Origin of the sequence: Dyadobacter endophyticus, assembly GCF_014641595.1 — a bacterium.
Taxonomy (GTDB): Bacteria; Bacteroidota; Bacteroidia; order Cytophagales; family Spirosomataceae; genus Dyadobacter; species Dyadobacter endophyticus.
The window spans coordinates 952194-970417 of record NZ_BMIA01000003.1; the positions used below are offsets into that span (position 1 = coordinate 952194).

Annotated in this window: 12 protein-coding genes; 5 read left to right on the forward strand and 7 right to left on the reverse strand. The window is 49.9% G+C overall.

What is annotated here, in order from left to right:
• The first annotated feature begins 77 nt into the window (after positions 1-77).
• A complete protein-coding gene (locus tag IEY24_RS23755; RefSeq protein ID WP_188936796.1) occupies positions 78-866 on the forward strand; it encodes an SDR family oxidoreductase in 789 nt (262 codons plus the stop codon).
• Between the two features lie 7 nt (positions 867-873).
• Here IEY24_RS23755 and IEY24_RS23760 read toward each other — a convergent pair whose 3' ends face one another.
• Both IEY24_RS23760 and IEY24_RS23765 read right to left on the reverse strand, forming a co-directional pair.
• The gene (locus IEY24_RS23760) at positions 874-4218 is read right to left on the reverse strand and encodes a VCBS repeat-containing protein (RefSeq protein ID WP_229222944.1); all 3345 of its coding nucleotides are present in this window, start codon (positions 4216-4218) and stop codon (positions 874-876) included.
• A 12-nt stretch (positions 4219-4230) separates the two neighbouring features.
• A complete protein-coding gene (locus IEY24_RS23765) occupies positions 4231-4470 on the reverse strand; it encodes a hypothetical protein (RefSeq protein ID WP_229222946.1) in 240 nt (79 codons plus the stop codon).
• 369 nt (positions 4471-4839) lie between these two features.
• Between IEY24_RS23765 and IEY24_RS23770 the strand changes: the two genes are divergently transcribed.
• Positions 4840-7815, forward strand: a complete 2976-nt coding sequence (locus IEY24_RS23770) for an FAD-binding and (Fe-S)-binding domain-containing protein (RefSeq protein WP_188936800.1) — start codon at positions 4840-4842, stop codon at positions 7813-7815.
• Between the two features lie 55 nt (positions 7816-7870).
• Here IEY24_RS23770 and IEY24_RS23775 read toward each other — a convergent pair whose 3' ends face one another.
• On the reverse strand, positions 7871-8503 hold the full coding sequence (locus IEY24_RS23775; RefSeq protein ID WP_188936802.1) for an NAD(P)-dependent oxidoreductase: 633 nt from the start codon (positions 8501-8503) through the stop codon (positions 7871-7873).
• Between the two features lie 225 nt (positions 8504-8728).
• Here IEY24_RS23775 and IEY24_RS23780 point away from each other — a divergent pair, with 225 nt between their 5' ends.
• Positions 8729-9550 carry a PDDEXK nuclease domain-containing protein gene (locus IEY24_RS23780; protein ID WP_188936804.1) on the forward strand — a complete coding sequence of 274 codons (822 nt, stop codon included), beginning with the start codon at positions 8729-8731 and terminating at the stop codon, positions 9548-9550.
• Positions 9551-9604: 54 nt separating this feature from the next.
• Here IEY24_RS23780 and IEY24_RS23785 read toward each other — a convergent pair whose 3' ends face one another.
• From IEY24_RS23785 to IEY24_RS23800, 4 genes are all read right to left on the reverse strand, one after another.
• The gene (locus IEY24_RS23785) at positions 9605-12358 is read right to left on the reverse strand and encodes a DUF5686 and carboxypeptidase regulatory-like domain-containing protein (protein WP_188936806.1); all 2754 of its coding nucleotides are present in this window, start codon (positions 12356-12358) and stop codon (positions 9605-9607) included.
• A 96-nt stretch (positions 12359-12454) separates the two neighbouring features.
• Positions 12455-14365: an AAA domain-containing protein gene (locus IEY24_RS23790; protein WP_188936808.1), complete on the reverse strand. Its 1911-nt coding sequence runs from the start codon at positions 14363-14365 to the stop codon at positions 12455-12457.
• Positions 14366-14389: 24 nt separating this feature from the next.
• On the reverse strand, positions 14390-15619 hold the full coding sequence (locus IEY24_RS23795; protein ID WP_188936810.1) for a multidrug effflux MFS transporter: 1230 nt from the start codon (positions 15617-15619) through the stop codon (positions 14390-14392).
• Positions 15620-15991: 372 nt separating this feature from the next.
• Positions 15992-16204 (reverse strand): hypothetical protein, encoded by a 213-nt coding sequence (locus IEY24_RS23800; RefSeq protein ID WP_188936812.1) that lies wholly within the window; start codon positions 16202-16204, stop codon positions 15992-15994.
• A 338-nt stretch (positions 16205-16542) separates the two neighbouring features.
• On the opposite strand from IEY24_RS23800, the gene ku reads away from it, so the two are divergent.
• Entirely contained in the window at positions 16543-17316 is a 774-nt protein-coding gene (gene ku / locus IEY24_RS23805; protein ID WP_188936819.1) for a non-homologous end joining protein Ku, read from the forward strand.
• Entirely contained in the window at positions 17313-18212 is a 900-nt protein-coding gene (gene ligD, locus IEY24_RS23810; RefSeq protein ID WP_188936821.1) for a non-homologous end-joining DNA ligase, read from the forward strand. Before ku ends, ligD begins: the two co-directional genes overlap by 4 nt.
• The last annotated feature ends 12 nt before the right edge of the window (positions 18213-18224 follow it).

The following is an 18224-nucleotide window of genomic DNA, read 5'->3' on the forward strand; positions in this document are numbered from 1 at the left end:
AATCAACGAAACCGGAAGCGGAGCAGACGAAAAACAAAACGTTATCATTCTGAAACCAAGTTTAAAAAGCTAAAACCATGAACCTCGACCTGACCGGAAAAACAGCACTGGTATGCGGAAGTACCCAGGGCATCGGGCTCGCAGCCGCCGTTGAACTCGCATTGCTGGGTGCAAATGTGACCCTCGTCGCCCGGAATGAAGAAAAACTGCGGGAGGCCGTCGAAGACCTGGACACTTCCCTTGGCCAGCTCCACCGGTACGTGGTGGCCGATTTCGCCGACCATGAGGCCTTAAAATCCGCTATTGAAAATTACCTCCGTCTTTGTCCCGAGGTGCATATACTCGTCAACAACACAGGCGGTCCCTCCGGCGGGCCGATCATCGAAGCGGAAACCGGGCAGTTCCTGAAAACTTTTCAAATGCACGTCATCAACAACCAGTTCCTGGCGCAATCGGTAGTACCGTCGATGAAGAAGGAAGGTTTTGGCCGCATTATCAACATTATCAGCACCTCGGTGAAACAGCCGATTATCGGCCTGGGGGTATCCAACACCATTCGCGGGGCCGTAGCGAGCTGGGCCAAAACGTTGTCGCTCGAACTCGGACAATATGGTATCACTGTCAACAATGTACTGCCGGGTTACACCGAAACGGCACGGTTGGATGCTGTGCTGGAAATGCGGGGCAAAAATCAGGGCAAAACCAGGGAGCAGGTGGCCGAAGAGCTGAAAGCGGGCATTCCTATCCGTCGGTTCGGCGAAGCGAAAGAAGTGGCTGCCGCGGTAGCTTTTCTGGCCAGTCCGGCGGCGGGAAGCATCAGCGGGGTGAGCCTGGCAGTGGATGGAGGAAGAACGGAGAGTTTGTGATCGTGATTTACAATTGGTTTATTTTAAACAAAACGGGCGCAGCATTATTGACGAGGTTGATCAGGAAAGGATGCCCGGCAATGGTAATCGCGCTGATTTGCTTCACCTCGCCGTCTAGCGCATAACCGCTTTCCCTGGCCTGTAAAACTTCAAACTGCATATTACCTTTATTGATCAACACATTTCCGCGGCATGCATCGAGCGCCCCTAGCTGCGGAATGAAATGGGTAAAATTTCCGCCCACAATGAGGTCCGGCTTGCCATCATGGTTCACGTCCTCGCTCTGGATCGCGTTCAGGCAGGAGAATTGTGCCAGGTATGGCAGTGCCACCACTTTAAACTGCCCTTTTCCGTCATTCACCGCAATGCCCGATTGCAGGTAAGTTGCCGATTTCTCCACCGCCGATTGGATCAGGTCGTCCGGAAAAAGGTCTTGAACCGTGAGCACCGCATATTCCGAGTGCTTGATACTTTTCTTTTTGAGAAAAGGGAATTGCGCGGTCATTTCGCGTTTCAACAACACGGGAATGTCTTTCGAATCGATGGTTTTGGAAATGACCTTTTCTATGGTTCCGTTTTTATTGAAATCATTGATCCACATTTTTAGTGGCGCTCCCACCGCGGCTTTGAGTGTGAAGTTCTCTCCTATATTTCCCAATGCCAGGTCCTGATCGCCATCACCATCGAAGTCACCGGTTTTCAGCGAACCCCAAAAACCCGCGTACGCTTCGAGGCCAGTTGCTATCTTTTTGAAGCGACCTCCCGAAAACCTGAAAGCCACAGGTGCCATCCAATCTCCGACAACGATCAGCTCTTTCTGCCCCTCGCCGTCGATATCAACCCAGGCCGCGTCGCGTACCATGCCTACCCGCGCCAACTCGGGGGCCATTGTCCTGGCAACGTCCTTGAAATTACCTTTGCCGTCATTCTGGTAAATGTAACTCGAAGGGCTCGAACCATACTCGCGGGGAACGCTCCGGCTGCCTGCGAACAAATCGAGGTCGCCGTCGCGGTCGAAATCTTCGGCCACGATCACCGCAGTGTTCATCGCATTGGGCGGCAATGCGCGGTTACTATGCGTAAAATTGCCTTTCCCGTCATTCAGGTAGAGGCGCGTGGGCAAATCGGGTTTACCGGCAAGGCTCTCATTTCCACCACTTCCAACAACCAGGTCGCGATCGTCGTCTCCATCCGCGTCGAAAAACAATGCCGCCGTGTCCTCAAAACCCACCGCATCACCGAATGCCTTCTGCGGCGACTTCAAGAACTGACCGCCCTTTTGCAAATACAATTGTCCGCCCTGCCCTTTTCCACCGCACACATAAAGATCTTCGAGCCCATCACCATTCACATCACCGATCGCCGCTTTCGGACCTTCCTGCGAGAGCATTACTGGGATATTTCTTTCATTGTAAAAATCCTCGTACCGGTTTTCCTGATGCGCATCAAGCCCCTTCACCTGCACATTCGTGAGCATTGGGCTCTGCTTGTTCATCCGTCCATTGTACGGGTCTTGGGCGTCACCCATAACCAGTGTCAATGTCGTATCACACTTGGCAGCGCGGATGGTGGTCACTTTACTGCTCGGCCAGAGCACGCGTACCGAATCAATCGTCGCAATTTCCCCTAAACCGATCGTCAGCGGGTATTCCGTACTCGACTGAAATCCGCGGGACGGGCTCACCTGCTTGCTGAACACCTGCCCGCCAGCGTAGACCTCCACTTTGGCCCCGATAGCCCGGGTGTTCAGGCCAGCACCTTTGAGAATGAATTTAATGTAATGGTTTTTGTCCTTCTGCGCTTCCGATTTGTTTTTATAGACAAAACAGGGCTCATTTACATTATTGACCACCAGGTCCAGGTCGCCGTCGTTGTCCAGATCGGCATAAGCTGCGCCATTAGAAAACGATGCCTTCCCGAAGCCAAATTCCTTCGCCTTTTCCTTGAATTGCAGGTTTCCTTCATTATGGAAAAAATTGTTGGCAATGGGCGTAGAAGGCATGCGGTCGATGATTCCCTGCATGTTTTCCTTTTCGCCGGACATGACCATCTTACGTGTTACCTCGTTGGCAAAAAAGTCGATAAAGTCCTGATCGAGAATGTCGTGGTAAATACCATTGCACACGTAAATATCCGTCTTAGAGTCATTATCCGCATCGAAAAGCAATGCGCCCCAGCTCCAATCGCTCGCGGCCACGCCCGAGTAATTGGCAATTTCGCTGAATGTGCCGTCCTGATTGTTGAATTGGAGGCTGTTCTGCATAAACTGGTTATAGAAACCCTTCTCCTTTTTCAGATTAAAGAGGTAGTGGTTCTCAAACGAGGTAGTTGTTTTATAACGGTACTCGTCGCGCGGTAGCATGTCTGTTACGAACAGCTCGGGATAACCGTCATTGTTAATATCGGCCATATCGGCTCCCATCGATGCGAGGCTCGTGTGCTTGATGCGCTTTTCGAGCTCTTCCGAAAAAGTACCGTCTTTTTGATTGATATACAGATAATCCTTCTCGTAGAAATCGTTGCAAATGTAAATATCGGGATAAAGGTCCCCATTGATATCACCCACGGTCACGCCAAGCCCGAAGCCGATCAGACTTCCGTAAATACCTGCTTCCTCGCTTACATCCACGAATTTCCCTCCGTCGTTACGAAGCAACTTGGCCCCGCCGCCTTTGAGAAAGTCCTTCACGGGCCAGTCTTTCGCGCGGCGGTTGCGGTCGTTGGCGTAATTGAGGGTATTGACGGGAATAAAACTGTTGTTCAGCACATAGGCGTCGAGGTCGCCGTCAAGGTCGTAATCCAGAAATGCGGCGTGCGTGGTGTAGCCTGTTTCATCCAAGCCGTATTTTTTGGCTGATTCTGTGAATGTCAGATCGCCGTTGTTGATATAAAGTGAATTACCCTGTTTATTCAAAAACTTCTGATAACCCGCATTACAGACGTAAATATCCAGCAGGTTATCGCCATTCACATCGGCCATTACCACGCCGGTACTCCATTTGTCGGATTCGGCTACGCCTGCTTTCGCAGTGATATCCTCAAACTTCCAATTGCCTTTATTAAGGTAAAGTTTGTTTTCACCCATGTTGGCGGTGAAATAGATATCGGGAAGGCCATCATTGTTAATGTCGCCGATTGACACGCCGCCGCCGTTATAGAAATTACGGTAATTGAAAATGTTGATATCCTCCCGGTCCTCAATTTTGTTCACGAAGCCGATGCCGGTTTCGGATGCGTCCATTTCTTCAAAAAGGGCGTTCGTATTTTTTTCGGAATCGGTGCAGGAGAACAAGGCACACAGGCCGCCGAGCAAGACCAGCATGCGGAAAGCGGCAAAACAGTTCGTCGTCATTATACCGGAATATTACTTGCCACTCCCTGATGCGGGCTTTCCGACTCCCGCACCTTCCTTTTCGAAAGTGTCATAAAAATCGGCCAAAGTCGTAAACCCGTTCCAGCCCGACGGCGCATCCGAAGCGAAGATGCTATTCTGATCTGTACAAGCGCCAAAATCATTATTGCCAACAGAGCCTATCTTATCAACTTTCAGATCCGTATGGAAAAAAGAAGCAGCCAGCAGCAGGGTGAAAATTCCGAATTTCAAAAACAACGGTTTTGTCCTGGCGCGTGGAACAGCAGCCGGGAATTCATGTTGGCGGAGTACATGAAAGGATAAATTCATCATAGGTTAAATATAACTGGGGCTCAAAGGAGGTGATGATGTATCATTTTAACATTCGTTCCATACTTTGTTCAACAACACGCGTAGACCAAAACCTTCATTATGAATTTTAGTATGAAAAAATATAAACTTTACACCATGCCTTATACAAAATAATACAAAGAATCTGGATAATACAATACATGGAGCAAGCCCGAATGTCTCGCTTCCCACTTTACCCAACTTTTTGCTGGACTTCCTTCGCGGTTGTGCGTAACTTTGACTTCGTTATTTTTCCAGTTAATTGCATTTATGACATCCCTGTCTCCAGTATCAGATGCAGATCTGAGTTTGCTTGCACAACGCCTCGAAGGTGATCTCTTTTATGATAATACCATGCGGACGTTATATGCAACAGATGCGTCCGCCTATCGCGAAATGCCGATTGCCGTGGCGATCCCTAAATCGCTCGGTGATCTCAAAACGCTCATTTCGTATGCCACTGACAAGAAAGTTTCACTGATCCCCCGCACCGCAGGCACCTCGCTGGCCGGCCAGGTGGTAGGTAACGGTATAATAGTAGACGTTTCGAAAAATTTCAACAAAATACTTGAAATAAATGCAGAGGAACGCTGGGTACGTGTGCAGCCGGGTGTCGTGCGCGACGAGCTGAACATGGCCCTCAAACCCTATGGACTGTATTTCGGCCCCGAAACTTCTACCGCAAACCGCGCCATGATCGGCGGAATGGTGGGCAACAATTCCTGCGGCTCCAACTCCATCGTATACGGAAGCACGCGGGAGCATTTGCTGGAAGTGAAGGCGATCCTGGCCGACGGCAGTGACGCCGAATTCAAGAATGTGAACAGCAACGATCTGCAGTCGCTCCTGAACAACGCCCGCCAGAAAAACGGCAGCGCATCGCTTCTGGATAAAATATACCTAAAAACCGACGCTATCCTGAACTCGCCTGAAAACCAGGCCGAGATCCGGAAAAACTTCCCGAAACCATCCGTAGAACGTCGCAATACAGGCTATGCGCTCGATATGCTGCTGAATATGGCGCCTTATACCACAGGCACCGCTTCGGACAGGCCGTTTAATATGTGCAGCCTTATAGCGGGCTCGGAAGGAACATTGTGTTTTCTGACAGAAATTAAAGTCAATCTGGTACCGCTGCCGCCTAAAACGCAGGGCCTGGTTTGCGTGCATTGCGATACGATTGACGAAGCTCTACGGGCGACCATTCTCACCCTCAAATACGGCCCGCAAGCGGTGGAGCTCATTGACGAGTACGTGCTGGAATGCGCGGCGACCAACGTCGAACAACGTAAAAATGCTTTTTTTGTCAAGAACAAGCCGGACGGCAAATTTCCCGCGATCCTGGTCGTAGATCTTTCGAGAGAGACCAGAGAAGAAGTGGAACAGCTGGCCGCCGATATGGAAAAGGAATTCAGAGCAGCCGGCATCGGTTTCCACTACCCGCTGCTTTTCGGGGACGACACCAAAAAAATATGGACACTACGGAAAGCCGGGCTCGGTTTGCTGGGCAATATTCCCGGTGATGAAAAAGCAGTAGCGGTGATCGAAGACACGGCGATCGACGTGTACGACCAGCCGGAATATATCCGTGAGTTCAACGAAATACTGAAAAAGAATGGGATGTCGGCCGTGCATTACGCACACGCAGGCTCGGGCGAACTGCATTTGCGGCCGATTATTAACCTGAAAACCAGCGAGGGACACCGCCAGTTCAGGATGATCGCAGAGGAAATCGCGGATCTGGTTAAGAAATACGACGGCTCGCTCTCGGGTGAGCACGGCGACGGCCGTCTGCGCGGGGAATTTATCCCGAAAATGGTCGGCCAGCATAATTATCAGTTGTTTAAAGACATTAAGAAGGCCTGGGACCCTAACAATATCTTCAATCCGGGCAAGATCGTCGATACCGCGCCGATGGATACGTTCCTGCGCTATGAGGCGGACCAGAAGACACCTGAATTCAAAACGAATTTCCGCTTCCACGACCAGGATATCCTCCAACACGCCGAGCAATGCAACGGCTCGGGGGACTGCCGGAAAACGCATTTGAGCGGCGGCACGATGTGCCCGAGCTTCATGGCCACCCGCAATGAAAAGGATACTACCCGCGCCCGCGCGAATATCCTGCGCGAAATGCTCACGCGCTCGCCCAAGGAAAACCGGTTCGACAACAAGGAGATCAAGGAAGTGTACGACCTATGTCTCGCCTGCAAGGGCTGCAAAGGCGAATGCCCTTCGAACGTGGATGTGGCGAAGTTGAAAATGGAGTTTTTGCAGCAGTATCACGATGCAAACGGCATTCCGGTACGCTCATGGCTGGTCGGTAATTTCTCAAAAATGACAGGTATTGCCAGCTACGTTCCCTGGGCCTACAACCTGATTTTCAAGAACGCGCCGCTCCGCAAGATCGCGAACACCGTCGTAGGTTTCCACCCCGAACGTACCATGCCGTTGCTGCACAGCACGACATTGAAAAAATGGTACGATCAGCGGAAGAGAAACGCCCCGAAATCGGAACGGAAAGTATACCTGTTCTGCGATGAATTTACCAATTACAATGATGTCGAGATTGGTAAAACCGCCATTCTCGCGCTCGAAAAGTTGGGTTATGAGGTTATTATTCCAAATCACGGTCCTTCCGGGCGGCCGCAGCTTTCGAAAGGCTTGTTAAGGGACGCAAAAAAAATCGCGGAAGAGAATATCCGTCTGTTGAAAGACATTATCTCGCACGATACTCCGCTGGTAGGCATTGAGCCGTCGGCGATTCTGACATTCCGTGACGAATACCCCGACCTCGTGAGTGACGAATTGGTAGAAGACAGCAAAATGATTGCCCAGAACGCATTGCAATTCGACGAGTTTATCGCGCGCGAGATCGAGCTGAAAAACATTTCAAGAAACCAGTTTACCAAAGAGAAAAAGCTGATCAAGCTACACGGACATTGCCAGCAAAAAGCGATTTCGAGTATGATACCGACGAAAAAGATGCTTTCGCTACCCGAGAACTACACCGTACAGCTCATTCCCTCGGGATGCTGCGGTATGGCGGGCTCATTCGGCTACGAGAAGGAGCATTTTGACATTTCCATGCAGATCGGCGAGCTGGTATTGTTCCCAACCGTTCGCCAGCAGCCGGAAGAAGTGATCATCGCTGCGCCAGGCACCAGCTGCCGCCACCAGATCCACGACGGAACCGGCCGGAAAGCGCTGCACCCGGCGGAAATCCTTTGGAATGCATTGATTTAAAAATATTTGAAATACAAGAAATGGCCGGCGAAATTCATTTGCCGGCCATTTTCTATTAATTGGATATGAAAGGCGCCTTCCGCAGCCAGGTATCATCCGTAAGCTGCCTGATCATAAATGCGGCAATATCCGCCGCGTCGATCTTCGCTCCGGGCGAATCGGTGGCATTTACCTTGATCTCACCACTGACTCCATTGAATTCAATATAAGGCACCCGCACCATGATCCATTCTGCATTACTTTCCGCCAGTATCGAATAGGATTTCTGACGGTCGTTGTGAATAGCCGGAAAATTAGCGCGCATCCACTCGGTCGCTTTCGCTGTTTCCTCACTTTTCCGGTCAGATGGCGTATCCACGTTCAAACCCGCCAGCAGCACAAACCGAGCCGGACTGTCTCCTATCGCTTGCAGGATATTGACACTAGCCTGGCTGGCAACCAGTGGCTCACCCTGCCGCTGCCCCACTGTGCTCAGAACGGCGTCACAGCCTTCCAGCAATGCCCGAACAGCCTCAGGATTGAGTGCATCGCCGTGCACGATCTCTATCTGCGGACTCTGAATCGTAAAACGTTCAGGATGCCTCAACAGCAATTTTAACGAATAACCTTTTTCAATTAATTGATTGACAAGATATTGCCCCGTACGACCTCCGCCGCCGATCACAGCTATTTTTTGTAGTTTTTTCATTTCTCTCTGATAAAATTCGGATGTAACAAATTATCCCAGGTGAAGAACCCGGAAGATGACAGAAGAGCATCGCTCAATTCTGTCGTGAATTGTTATTTTATCAGGAGATTTTAATGAGGGTAAAGATAGGTAACCGAACAGTGTTTTTCAAAAAATGTTGTTCTACAAGCTGTTACCAAATGTGAATCCGAACGTCAAAAGGTCAGAACTTAACTGATCTGACAAATGGATATAGAAGACTCGGAAAGACAATTTATTACCAAAATCAAAGAGAAAATACGCTCGGCACAGTATGAGGCTTTAAAGACAGTGAATGTCAAACTCATTCAGTTGTATTGGGAAATCGGCAAATCCATCGCAGAAAAACAAAGCGAAAGTTGGGGTAAATCGATCGTTACTTCGCTTTCCAAAGAGCTGCAAGCGGAGTTCCCAAAATCAGGTGGTTTTCCAACCACCAATATTTGGTATATGGTCCAGTTTTATACTGATTATCACTCAGATACAAATCTCCAACCACTGGTTGGAGAAATTAGCTGGAGCAAGCATTTGGTCATATTGTCTAAGTGTAAAGTGAGTCATGAAAGGCAGTTTTACATTCTGTCCACAAGCAAATACAACTGGTCAAAAAACACGCTGATCCATCAGATCGAGAACAAAGTATTTGAACGGTACCTGCTCAATCAAACCAATTTCGACTATGCCCTGCCACAGCCTGCAAACAAGCAGGCGCTCCTGGCCGTCAAAGACAATTACACATTCGATTTCCTCGATCTCGCAGAGTTGCATTCCGAATCGGACCTAGAACAACAATTGGTGAAAAATATCAGGAAGTTCCTTCTTGAAATGGGAAACAACTACACTTTCGTCGGAAACCAATACCGCATTCAGGTCGGAGAACGGGACTATTGGGTGGATATACTTCTCTACCATCGCAGGCTACCCATTGGCGTCGCTACTTACAACACGACAAATCAATTGCCGAAAAAGTATAGGCAACTACTACCTAGCGTAGAGGAAATTACTGCCAAACTTAGAGATTTCTACTAACAAAGGGGCGGAACATCGACTTTTTGGGAATGGATTCCTAAAAAGTTGGAAACCTTAATTCTTCCCCCACCCAATATTCATCGTAGTCCCCACCCTAAACCCGGTACTCTTATATTTAAACCCTTCAAAATTATTAACCACCTCCACGCGCAGCGGGAAGCGAATGCCAATATCCAAGCCGTAGCCCAGCTCAGCATAATTGTCCGAATCCGGCGTGGCGAGGTAATGCAGGAAGAAATTTTCCTTCACACCTAGAATACGAAACCAGGGAATCTGGGTTAACAGGAACTGGCGGAGCTCGGTGAGGACATGGGCTTCGAAGAATTCCTTTGAAGTACTGTATTTGTAGTAATCGAGCATGCGGAAGGTGCCGACGGGATCGCCGAGCTGGAAGAAAAAGCGGTTACCTGCGAAATGCTGGTAGTCGGGAAATTGAACGGCATTTTTGTTCAGGAATGAACCAGCCGCCAGCTTGTAACGCAGCTTGCTTCGGATACCGGTTTCGAAACCATGCTGGATGCCGATCTGCACAAAGTCGAAATCCACATCGCTGCCGAATGCATTGTGAATTCCTTTGCGATAATTGACCGAGAACTTCGGCGAATCGTCGTCATAATAGGATGTCTTGCCGCTACGCGTACGGTATTTCTGCCAGGGCTTGTACGAAGCAGCAATACCGACTGTCAGTGCCTGGTGGGCTTGCATCGGCGGAGGCAACACGGCCGCATCGGTCCTATTTTCTGAATTATCAGGGATATTGGAAGTAAACTCCCGCCGTTTCCAGTCGATCCATCGGTAGGGCGAGGTCTTTTCGAGATTGGGCAATGCCGAGCGATCGGCGTATTCTATGCTCGCTTTTATTTCAAAATGCTCATTTTCCTGGCTGTTCTTGAAATCGACCCGCAGGAAATCTTTCTGATATTCTTTGATAAAATTTTGTTCTAGAAACAGGGTCGTAAGCGTATTCAGCAACGGGTGCATCGGACTTTCACCGTTGAACTGGGCAATGCCCCGCCCACCGGAAATGCTGATCGCATTGCGCCCCCAGCCATAATCGCCCACGCCTGTCGCAAGCAATTTATTCCTCCCAAACGAATAACGCGTCAGCCCACCTACTGACCACTCCTGACCATTCCTGGCTACACCAGACTTGCCTGAAGTCTTCTTGCGCCCGCCCAAGTGCCGCAATTTCAGCCCGGCACCATTCAGTACCAATCCTTCTACCGTATTTACCTGCACACCCGGCAACGGCCCGATGTAATCCAGCCGGAAAGGGCTTTCCTTGCCCAGGCGGAAATTATGCCCTGTCAGCAAGTCTCCGAAACCAAATTTGCTTCCCTTCTTCAATTTGGTTGTATCGCCTTTGCTGGCTTTCAAGCTATCCTTCTGTTTTTCAGATCCTTCATGGGTGATCACCAGACTATCGAGCCGCGTGTAGCTTTTCACCTCGGCCACGGTAAGCGGGACCGTCCGCAACGAGTCCCAAAAAGCCATCGTCCGCCTGGTAGCCATTGAATCCACCTGCGTTGAATCTTCCCGGCTCATTCTCAAATCAATATCCTCTCCTTTCTTCTCTTTCTCTTTAAGGTCCTGCTTTTCATACTCTTTCATCATTTTCCGCAGGTTTTTGGCCGAAAATTCTTTCTGTTTGCTCACCACCTGCTCCATACTCTGTGTCTTGATCTCCCGGCCGGTCAACCGCACTTTCTTGGCCTCCTCGGCGTATTTCTTGTCATCGATCACGACGATATCCGGTTTGAATGCGGGATTGACCTTCACATTCGTGAACGACTGAGAGATCACGAAATCGCCTTTTCCTTTCAGACCGTAAATGCCTCCCTGCACGTGAAATTGCTGGTTAACCGGCATCCACACACCCTGCACCGGGCTGTAAACCTGCTTGATATCGAGCCGAAAACCGGTATTGACCGTTTGCAGATCGAGGCTGTAAATGCTCCATTCGCCCTCGATGATCTGGATTGTGCCACGGTAAACACCCTCGCCCCAGTTGCGCGGCGTGACCTTGATTTTGTTGACTTCAATACCATTCTCGCGGAACGCACCCAGGTATTCAAATTTGTAGTAGGCGAATGCACGCGGCGAAAGCGGCGAAACGGCCTTCACAACTTCCGGCTGGTAGAAACTGGCCAGGAGGTACATATTCGGATCGGCCATATTCTTGTCCATGCTGCTCCGCGTGGCCACCACCCGCTGTTTGTACACGCTGGGCTGGCGGAACGTCACCTCCGAAACTGTCTCATTCAGCATGGGTACACCCTTTTTGAAATTGGCCTCCTTTTCCATTTCCTTCAATTCCTTTTTATAAAGGAATTCCATCGGCAGGTCGGTGATCACAAACGACGATTTGGAATATACCTTGGCCGTGTAACTGTCCACTTGCAGGAAATGATAGCGGCTTTTGGCAATGGCGCTCCGCATAATGGTGTACGCGGGGTCTTCGTCCCGGGCGCCGATGCGAACCTCCCCGAGGTTAAGCGCCTGCTCTTCCATCGTGAGGTCGAAGGTTTGCATTTTCTCCTCGACGGTAAAGTTTTTCTGACCGGTTTTGTAGCCCAGGTATTGGAAGATCACTTCATAATATCCCGGTTTCAGATCGAGCTGGTACTGGCCTTCCTCATTTGAAATAGTACTGACACTCGTGCCTTTGACGATAATGGCGGCAAATGGTAGCGGTTCACCTTTTTTTGTTTTAATTAAACCCTTTATCCCGCTTGCCGGTGCCTGCGCAAGAGCTGTAAAAGAAGTGACAAGGGCCAGGCAAAACGCAAGAAGATACTGTCTAAGCATACGGTTTTGAGCAAGTCGGATGAATGTCTTTGTGTCAGCTAGATGCTTTTAAAGTTAATCCGGTTGCTTTGAAAAGAAAATCCGCTCATCACATAATTACAAATCCGAAAACTCCCAGGCGCTCTGATAGGCATTCAAACCCTCGGCATAGGCTATGAAATTTTCATAAAAGGGCAACACCGAAAGCGTCGCGCTATCGCCGATCACAACGAGTTTCTTACGTGCACGCGTCATGGCCACGTTCATGCGGCGAATGTCCGAGAGGAAGCCGATCTGCCCTTCGGCATTGCTGCGGGTCATGCTGATGTACACCATATCCCGCTCCTGCCCCTGGAAGCTATCGATCGTATTGACGGCTATTTTGTCGAGATAGGGTTTCAGATCGGCCGTATGCGCGAGCTGGTCTTTTAGAATGTTAATCTGCTCTTTATAAGGCGATATAATGGCGATGCTCGGGAAATCTTCCCGATTTGGATTAACCGCTGCAAATTCCGCAGCGAGTTGTGTCAAATGCTTGAAAAGGAATACGGCCTCTTCCGGGTTGGTGGAGCTGGTACCTTCCAGTTTTTCATCAAAACCACACCCGGCGGTATCGATAAATGCCAGCGGCGCCTCGCCGGGGAACAGTACACGGCCCGCTACCGATTCATGGGCTTTGAGCTTATCCTCATAAAAAACTTTGGACGAATAACCCATAATCACTTCATTCATACGATACTGCTCTTCCAGCAACACCACCGATTCCGGGTGTAATGCCACGCATTTTTCAAGCAGCGTAGTGCTCAGTCCACCTTTGGCCGCGTCTTCCGACTTGATCGTCGGAGGCAACTGCAAATGGTCGCCGGCAAATACCACTTTCTCTGCTTTCAGGATCGGTATCCAGCACGCCGGTTCCAACGCCTGCCCTGCCTCGTCGATTACAACGGTGCGGTACTTCATATTCCGGACGGTGAAATGGTTGGAGCCCACGAGCGTAGCCGTCACCACCTGCGTTTTGGTAAGGAGGTCATCGATAATGTACTGCTCCATATTTGCGACGTCCTTCATAATGCGGTGCGCCTCATCGAACAATGCTTTCCGCTGGTCGCGCTCGGCTTTCCCGAAATGGCGCTTGTACTTGTGCGCCATGTTTTTGTACTCGTTGGCCTGCTTTTTCAATGCCTTAATGTCCTTGACACTGGCGTGCAGCGCCATTTTACTATCCAGAGTCAATGCCGACAATCGCTCCGAAACGCGCACCGGGTTCCCGACCCGCAGCACATTCAGGCCTTCCTCGCTCAATTTTTCACTGAGCAGATCCACAGCAGTGTTGCTCGGAGCAACTACGAGAACGGGCCTGTTATCTTTTTTAACCAATGCCTTGACCGCCTGCACCAAAGTAGTGGTCTTACCCGTGCCCGGAGGCCCGTGCACGACCGCGAGCTCCTGCGCGGAAAGGATTTGCTGCACGGCACGCTGCTGCGAAGGGTTCAACTTGGGTAAAGTAACAGGGTAAATGTCCTGATCAAATGACGGCGCTTTCTCGCCCGTCAACACTTTGATCAAATGCCCCTCTTTATCCGACGAACCAAGCGAATCCGCCGCTTTTAATGCCGACTGCATTTCGTCGTAGCTATTGTCATCGAAAAGCAGGTCGATACCCAACTTACCGTCGCGCGACCATTCGGGCAGTTCGTCGGTGCGCAATGTGATTTTCAGCCGGTTACCGCCCTGGTGTGAGATTACCCCCTCGACGCGGTCTTTTTTAGGTTCATGATTACTGAATAAAACCGCCGGCATCCCGAACCGCAACTGATGCGGCAGGTCTTGATGCGTGGTGCGTTCTACTTCCACGGTAAGGTAATCGCCGCGGCTCATTTCCTGGCCGCGGATCGCGATTGGATACCACGCCAGCCCGCTGGCACGGCGTTCGGAAACAGAAGACCGTTCGATCAATCGCTGGTACGATTGCTTGTCTTCCTCCCTTTCAACTTTGAGTAATTCGAGTAGTCGCTTGAAGTAATCCATTTACAAATTAAATAAACCGGCCGCTTAATGCATCACACCGGCATCGGCTCCCTGTTGCACTTCTACCTTGTCGGTGATGAACCGCCTGCCAATCACCAGCACAATCAGCGCGAGCGTAGCCGAACCTGCCATGGCCGTCACCATGGGAATAATCGAAGGCTCATCGAACAAACTGATCGCAATGGAGATCAGCGTACCAGCGCCCATTTGAAATGCGCCCATCAAAGCCGACGCGCTCCCAGCATTACGCGTGAACGGTGCGAGCGAGAGCGCGGCCGCGTTCGGGTAGGTGTAGCCTACGCAGCAAAGGAACAGAAACAGAAATACGAGTGTGGAGGTAAGTGTAAGCGAGTCGGTTAATGCGGCGGCCAGAAAGGTAAGGCCTATCACAGCCTGACATATCAGCGCCACATTGATGATCTGTTCGCTGGAAAATCTTCTCAGCATTAAAGTATTGATCTGCCCCGAACCAATAAAGCCGACCGACAGGAACGCGAAAATCCAGCCATATACTTTCCCATCAACATGAAAAACCTCCATGAACACGATCGGCGAGCCAGACACGTAGGCAAACAGCCCCGCGAAGGCAATGGCGCCCGTAATGGCGTAGGTGTAGAACTGAGGTTCCCTAAATACTTCGAGGAAGTTCATAATGATCGGCCTCGGTTTCAAAGAGAGCGTTTTATCGGGTTTGTAGCTGTCGGGCAGCCATAACGCGGTTGCCGCGAGAATAGCCACGCCCATGATCGTCAAAATGATAAATACGGCGTGCCATCCAAATGCATCGGTAACATATCCGCCGGCCGTCGGGGCGATCATGGGTGAAAATCCTACGACAAGCAGCAAAAGTGAAAACACTTTGGCGCTCTCGCTCACCGGGAACAGGTCGCGCACCATCGCTACCGAAGCCACTGTCGCCGCACAGCTGCCTATCGCCTGTATCACGCGGAGCAGGATCAATTGCTCGATCGTGACCGCTACCGAACAGCCCGCCGAGGCGAGAATATAGACCGTCAGCCCGATAAATAGTGGTTTTTTTCGCCCAAACCGGTCGAGTAACGGCCCGTAAAGCAGCTGGCCCAGCGAAATACCGACAAAAAAGCCGGATAGTGACTGAGAAACTTTCGCAGCAGTAGTATTCAAATCACGCGCAATGGCCGGAAAACCCGGCAGGTACATATCGATTGAAAAAGGGCCAAGCGCAGTCAGGCTCCCCAGAATGAGGATCAGGAAAAAATAAGTCTTTTTGGACATGGATTTTGTGGTGTGGGAAATTTCGGTGTTTGGGTAACACGGAACCTTGCAGCTGGGTTCGGGGAAGGGGGAATTTAAGTCGACCGCCAACAAAAAGGCCCCGGTTATACACCGGAGCCCGCTCTTATTTTCATGGCAACAGACCGAAGATCATGCTGCGACCCAATTCAGTTTCTTCTGCACCTCTTTTTCGCTTTCGCTAACTGTGTAGGGAACTTTGTTTTTGAGATAAATAATGCACCCCTGTCCTCTTTTATTAGGGGCAATCCTAAGAACGTCTTCTTTGTGAATGATAATATTAATGAGCTTTTGCCCAAGCAATTTGAATGTACCCTTCTGTACCATGTCCTTCTTAAAATGAAAAGTTAACGCTTACGCAATTCCACTAATCGAACTTCCCGATTTCAGGTAGAGCAGGAAATAATCCTTTGAAATAAGGAAATAGCCAAGGTCGCTCCGGTTACTCAATTGTAGAAAATCAGCCACTTCTCTTTGGGCTTCCGATTCAGATCCGGCACCCGTGACGGTAAGCACTGCGCCGGGTTTCAAGTTTTTCGCTGGGTTGTTACCTAGTGTCGCTACCATATTTATATCCGATTTAAGAGTTAGTCTTGTTGTGGAATTGTTTTCGCGAAGCACATATTAAAGAAATATGCCAGATTACGGAATCCAACTAACGTATAAGGATAACTTGGGGAGGCTTACGTAGTAACTTTTAAGGAAGATATAAATCCAAACAATTGATTACAAGCATTTTGCCAACTTTTTAAAAAAATTTACCGGTGCTACGCAAAATGGCCTTCAAAAAGCGCGCAGGTTGTCCGTTTTTGAGGAAGTATTATCAATTTGATCGCATGACGGCACACGCCTCGTCTGATAAAGGCACGGATTTTGCTCATCAACCACTTTCAACCGAAAGAAATATGAGAGCAATATGGTCCGGGGCGATCGGGTTCGGCCTTGTGAATATCCCCGTCAAACTTTTCAGCGCAGTGCAAGCCAGCGAGCTTGACCTCGATATGCTGGACAAAAAAGACCACGCTAATATCCATTTCCAGCGCGTGAATGCCAACACGGGCCGGGAAGTGAAGTGGGAAAATATCGTCCGTGGCTACAAAGTCGAAGACAATTACGTGGTACTCGATGAAACCGATTTTGAAAAGGCCAGTCCCGAAAAATCGAAGATCATCGAAATAGCGGAGTTTGTGGACGAAAAAGAGATCGACAGTATATATTATGAGACCCCCTATTACCTACAACCCGAAAAATCGGGCGCGAAACCGTACGCATTGCTCCGCGACGCATTGAAAAAAACCGGTAAATGCGGCCTCGGTACCTACGTGCTCCGCAACCGCGAAAGCCTCGTACTCATCAAGCCGCAGGGAGACTTGTTGATCCTCAACAAAATCCGGTTCGCAGAGGAGATCCGTGACACCGACGAGCTGAATATCCCCGATGTGACGATCAAGCCCGCCGAAATGAATATGGCCGTGCAACTCATCGAGCAGCTTACCACCGACTTCGACATTGCGAATTACAAGGACACCTACAATGAGAAATTGCTGGAACTGATCATGGCCAAAGCGAAAGGCAAAAAACCGGCTGCTTCCAAAATGAAGGTTGTTCATTCGAAAAGCCGCGATCTGATGGCACAGTTGAAGGAAAGCCTGACCGCGCCTAAAAGAAAAGCATCATGAAAAAGAAAGCAGAGATCACGCATCCGGAAAAAATTTACTGGCCGGACGAACATATTACGAAAGGCGAGCTGATCGACTATTACCGTAACATCGCGCCCTATATTTTACCTTATTTGAAAAACCGGCCGCTCTCGCTGCGTAGGCAGCCCAATGGCGTAAAAGACGAAGGTTTTTTCCAAAAAGATGCCGGCGATTCGGTGCCGGAATGGATCAAAACTGTGGAAATATTAGCTGAGTCGACCGGAAAAATGGTGAACTACCACGTGGTCAACGATGTAGAAAGCCTGCTGTATGTTGCCAATCTGGGCTGTATTGAAATGAATCCCTGGAACTCGACCGTGGGCAAGCTGGAAAATCCGGATTATATCGTCATGGACATCGACCCCTCCGACAAGAATACATTCGAAGATGTGATCGACGTGGCGCTGGCCATCAAGCAACTCCTCGACGAAATGGATGCCGAAGGCTTCTGCAAAACTTCCGGCGCGAGCGGAATGCACGTTTACATTCCATTTGGCAAAAAATACGACTATGACCAGGCCCGCGACTTCGCCGAAATGCTGGCGCACATGGTCACCGAACGCCTACCGAAGATTACCACATTGGAAAGGTCGCTTTCGAAGCGCAGAAAAGACCAGATTTACGTCGATTACCTGCAAAACCGCATTGGTCAGACACTCGCATGCGCGTACAGTGCCCGCCCGAAACCGGGCGCCACCGTTTCCACACCCCTCGAATGGAGTGAAGTAGCGCATGGCCTGAGCCCAAAGGATTTCACGATCAAGAATATCTTCGACCGGCTCGAAAAGAAAGGCGACCTCTTCAAAGGCGTGCTGGGCAAGGGTATTAACCTCAATAAGGCTTTACAAAAGCTTTCGCTCCCCGCGCAGGATTAGGAGATGATTTGC

What these genes read in the sequence shown, in the direction of transcription:
- IEY24_RS23755 (WP_188936796.1), top strand. Translation starts at nt 78, where the DNA reads ATGAACCTCGACCTGACCGGAAAAACAGCACTGGTATGCGGAAGTACC.
- IEY24_RS23760 (WP_229222944.1), bottom strand. Translation starts at nt 4,218, where the DNA reads ATGACGACGAACTGTTTTGCCGCTTTCCGCATGCTGGTCTTGCTCGGC.
- IEY24_RS23775 (WP_188936802.1), bottom strand. Translation starts at nt 8,503, where the DNA reads ATGAAAAAACTACAAAAAATAGCTGTGATCGGCGGCGGAGGTCGTACG.
- ligD (WP_188936821.1), top strand. Translation starts at nt 17,313, where the DNA reads ATGAAAAAGAAAGCAGAGATCACGCATCCGGAAAAAATTTACTGGCCG.
- IEY24_RS23785 (WP_188936806.1), bottom strand. Translation starts at nt 12,358, where the DNA reads ATGCTTAGACAGTATCTTCTTGCGTTTTGCCTGGCCCTTGTCACTTCT.
- ku (WP_188936819.1), top strand. Translation starts at nt 16,543, where the DNA reads ATGAGAGCAATATGGTCCGGGGCGATCGGGTTCGGCCTTGTGAATATC.
- IEY24_RS23790 (WP_188936808.1), bottom strand. Translation starts at nt 14,365, where the DNA reads ATGGATTACTTCAAGCGACTACTCGAATTACTCAAAGTTGAAAGGGAG.
- IEY24_RS23770 (WP_188936800.1), top strand. Translation starts at nt 4,840, where the DNA reads ATGACATCCCTGTCTCCAGTATCAGATGCAGATCTGAGTTTGCTTGCA.
- IEY24_RS23780 (WP_188936804.1), top strand. Translation starts at nt 8,729, where the DNA reads ATGGATATAGAAGACTCGGAAAGACAATTTATTACCAAAATCAAAGAG.
- IEY24_RS23800 (WP_188936812.1), bottom strand. Translation starts at nt 16,204, where the DNA reads ATGGTAGCGACACTAGGTAACAACCCAGCGAAAAACTTGAAACCCGGC.
- IEY24_RS23795 (WP_188936810.1), bottom strand. Translation starts at nt 15,619, where the DNA reads ATGTCCAAAAAGACTTATTTTTTCCTGATCCTCATTCTGGGGAGCCTG.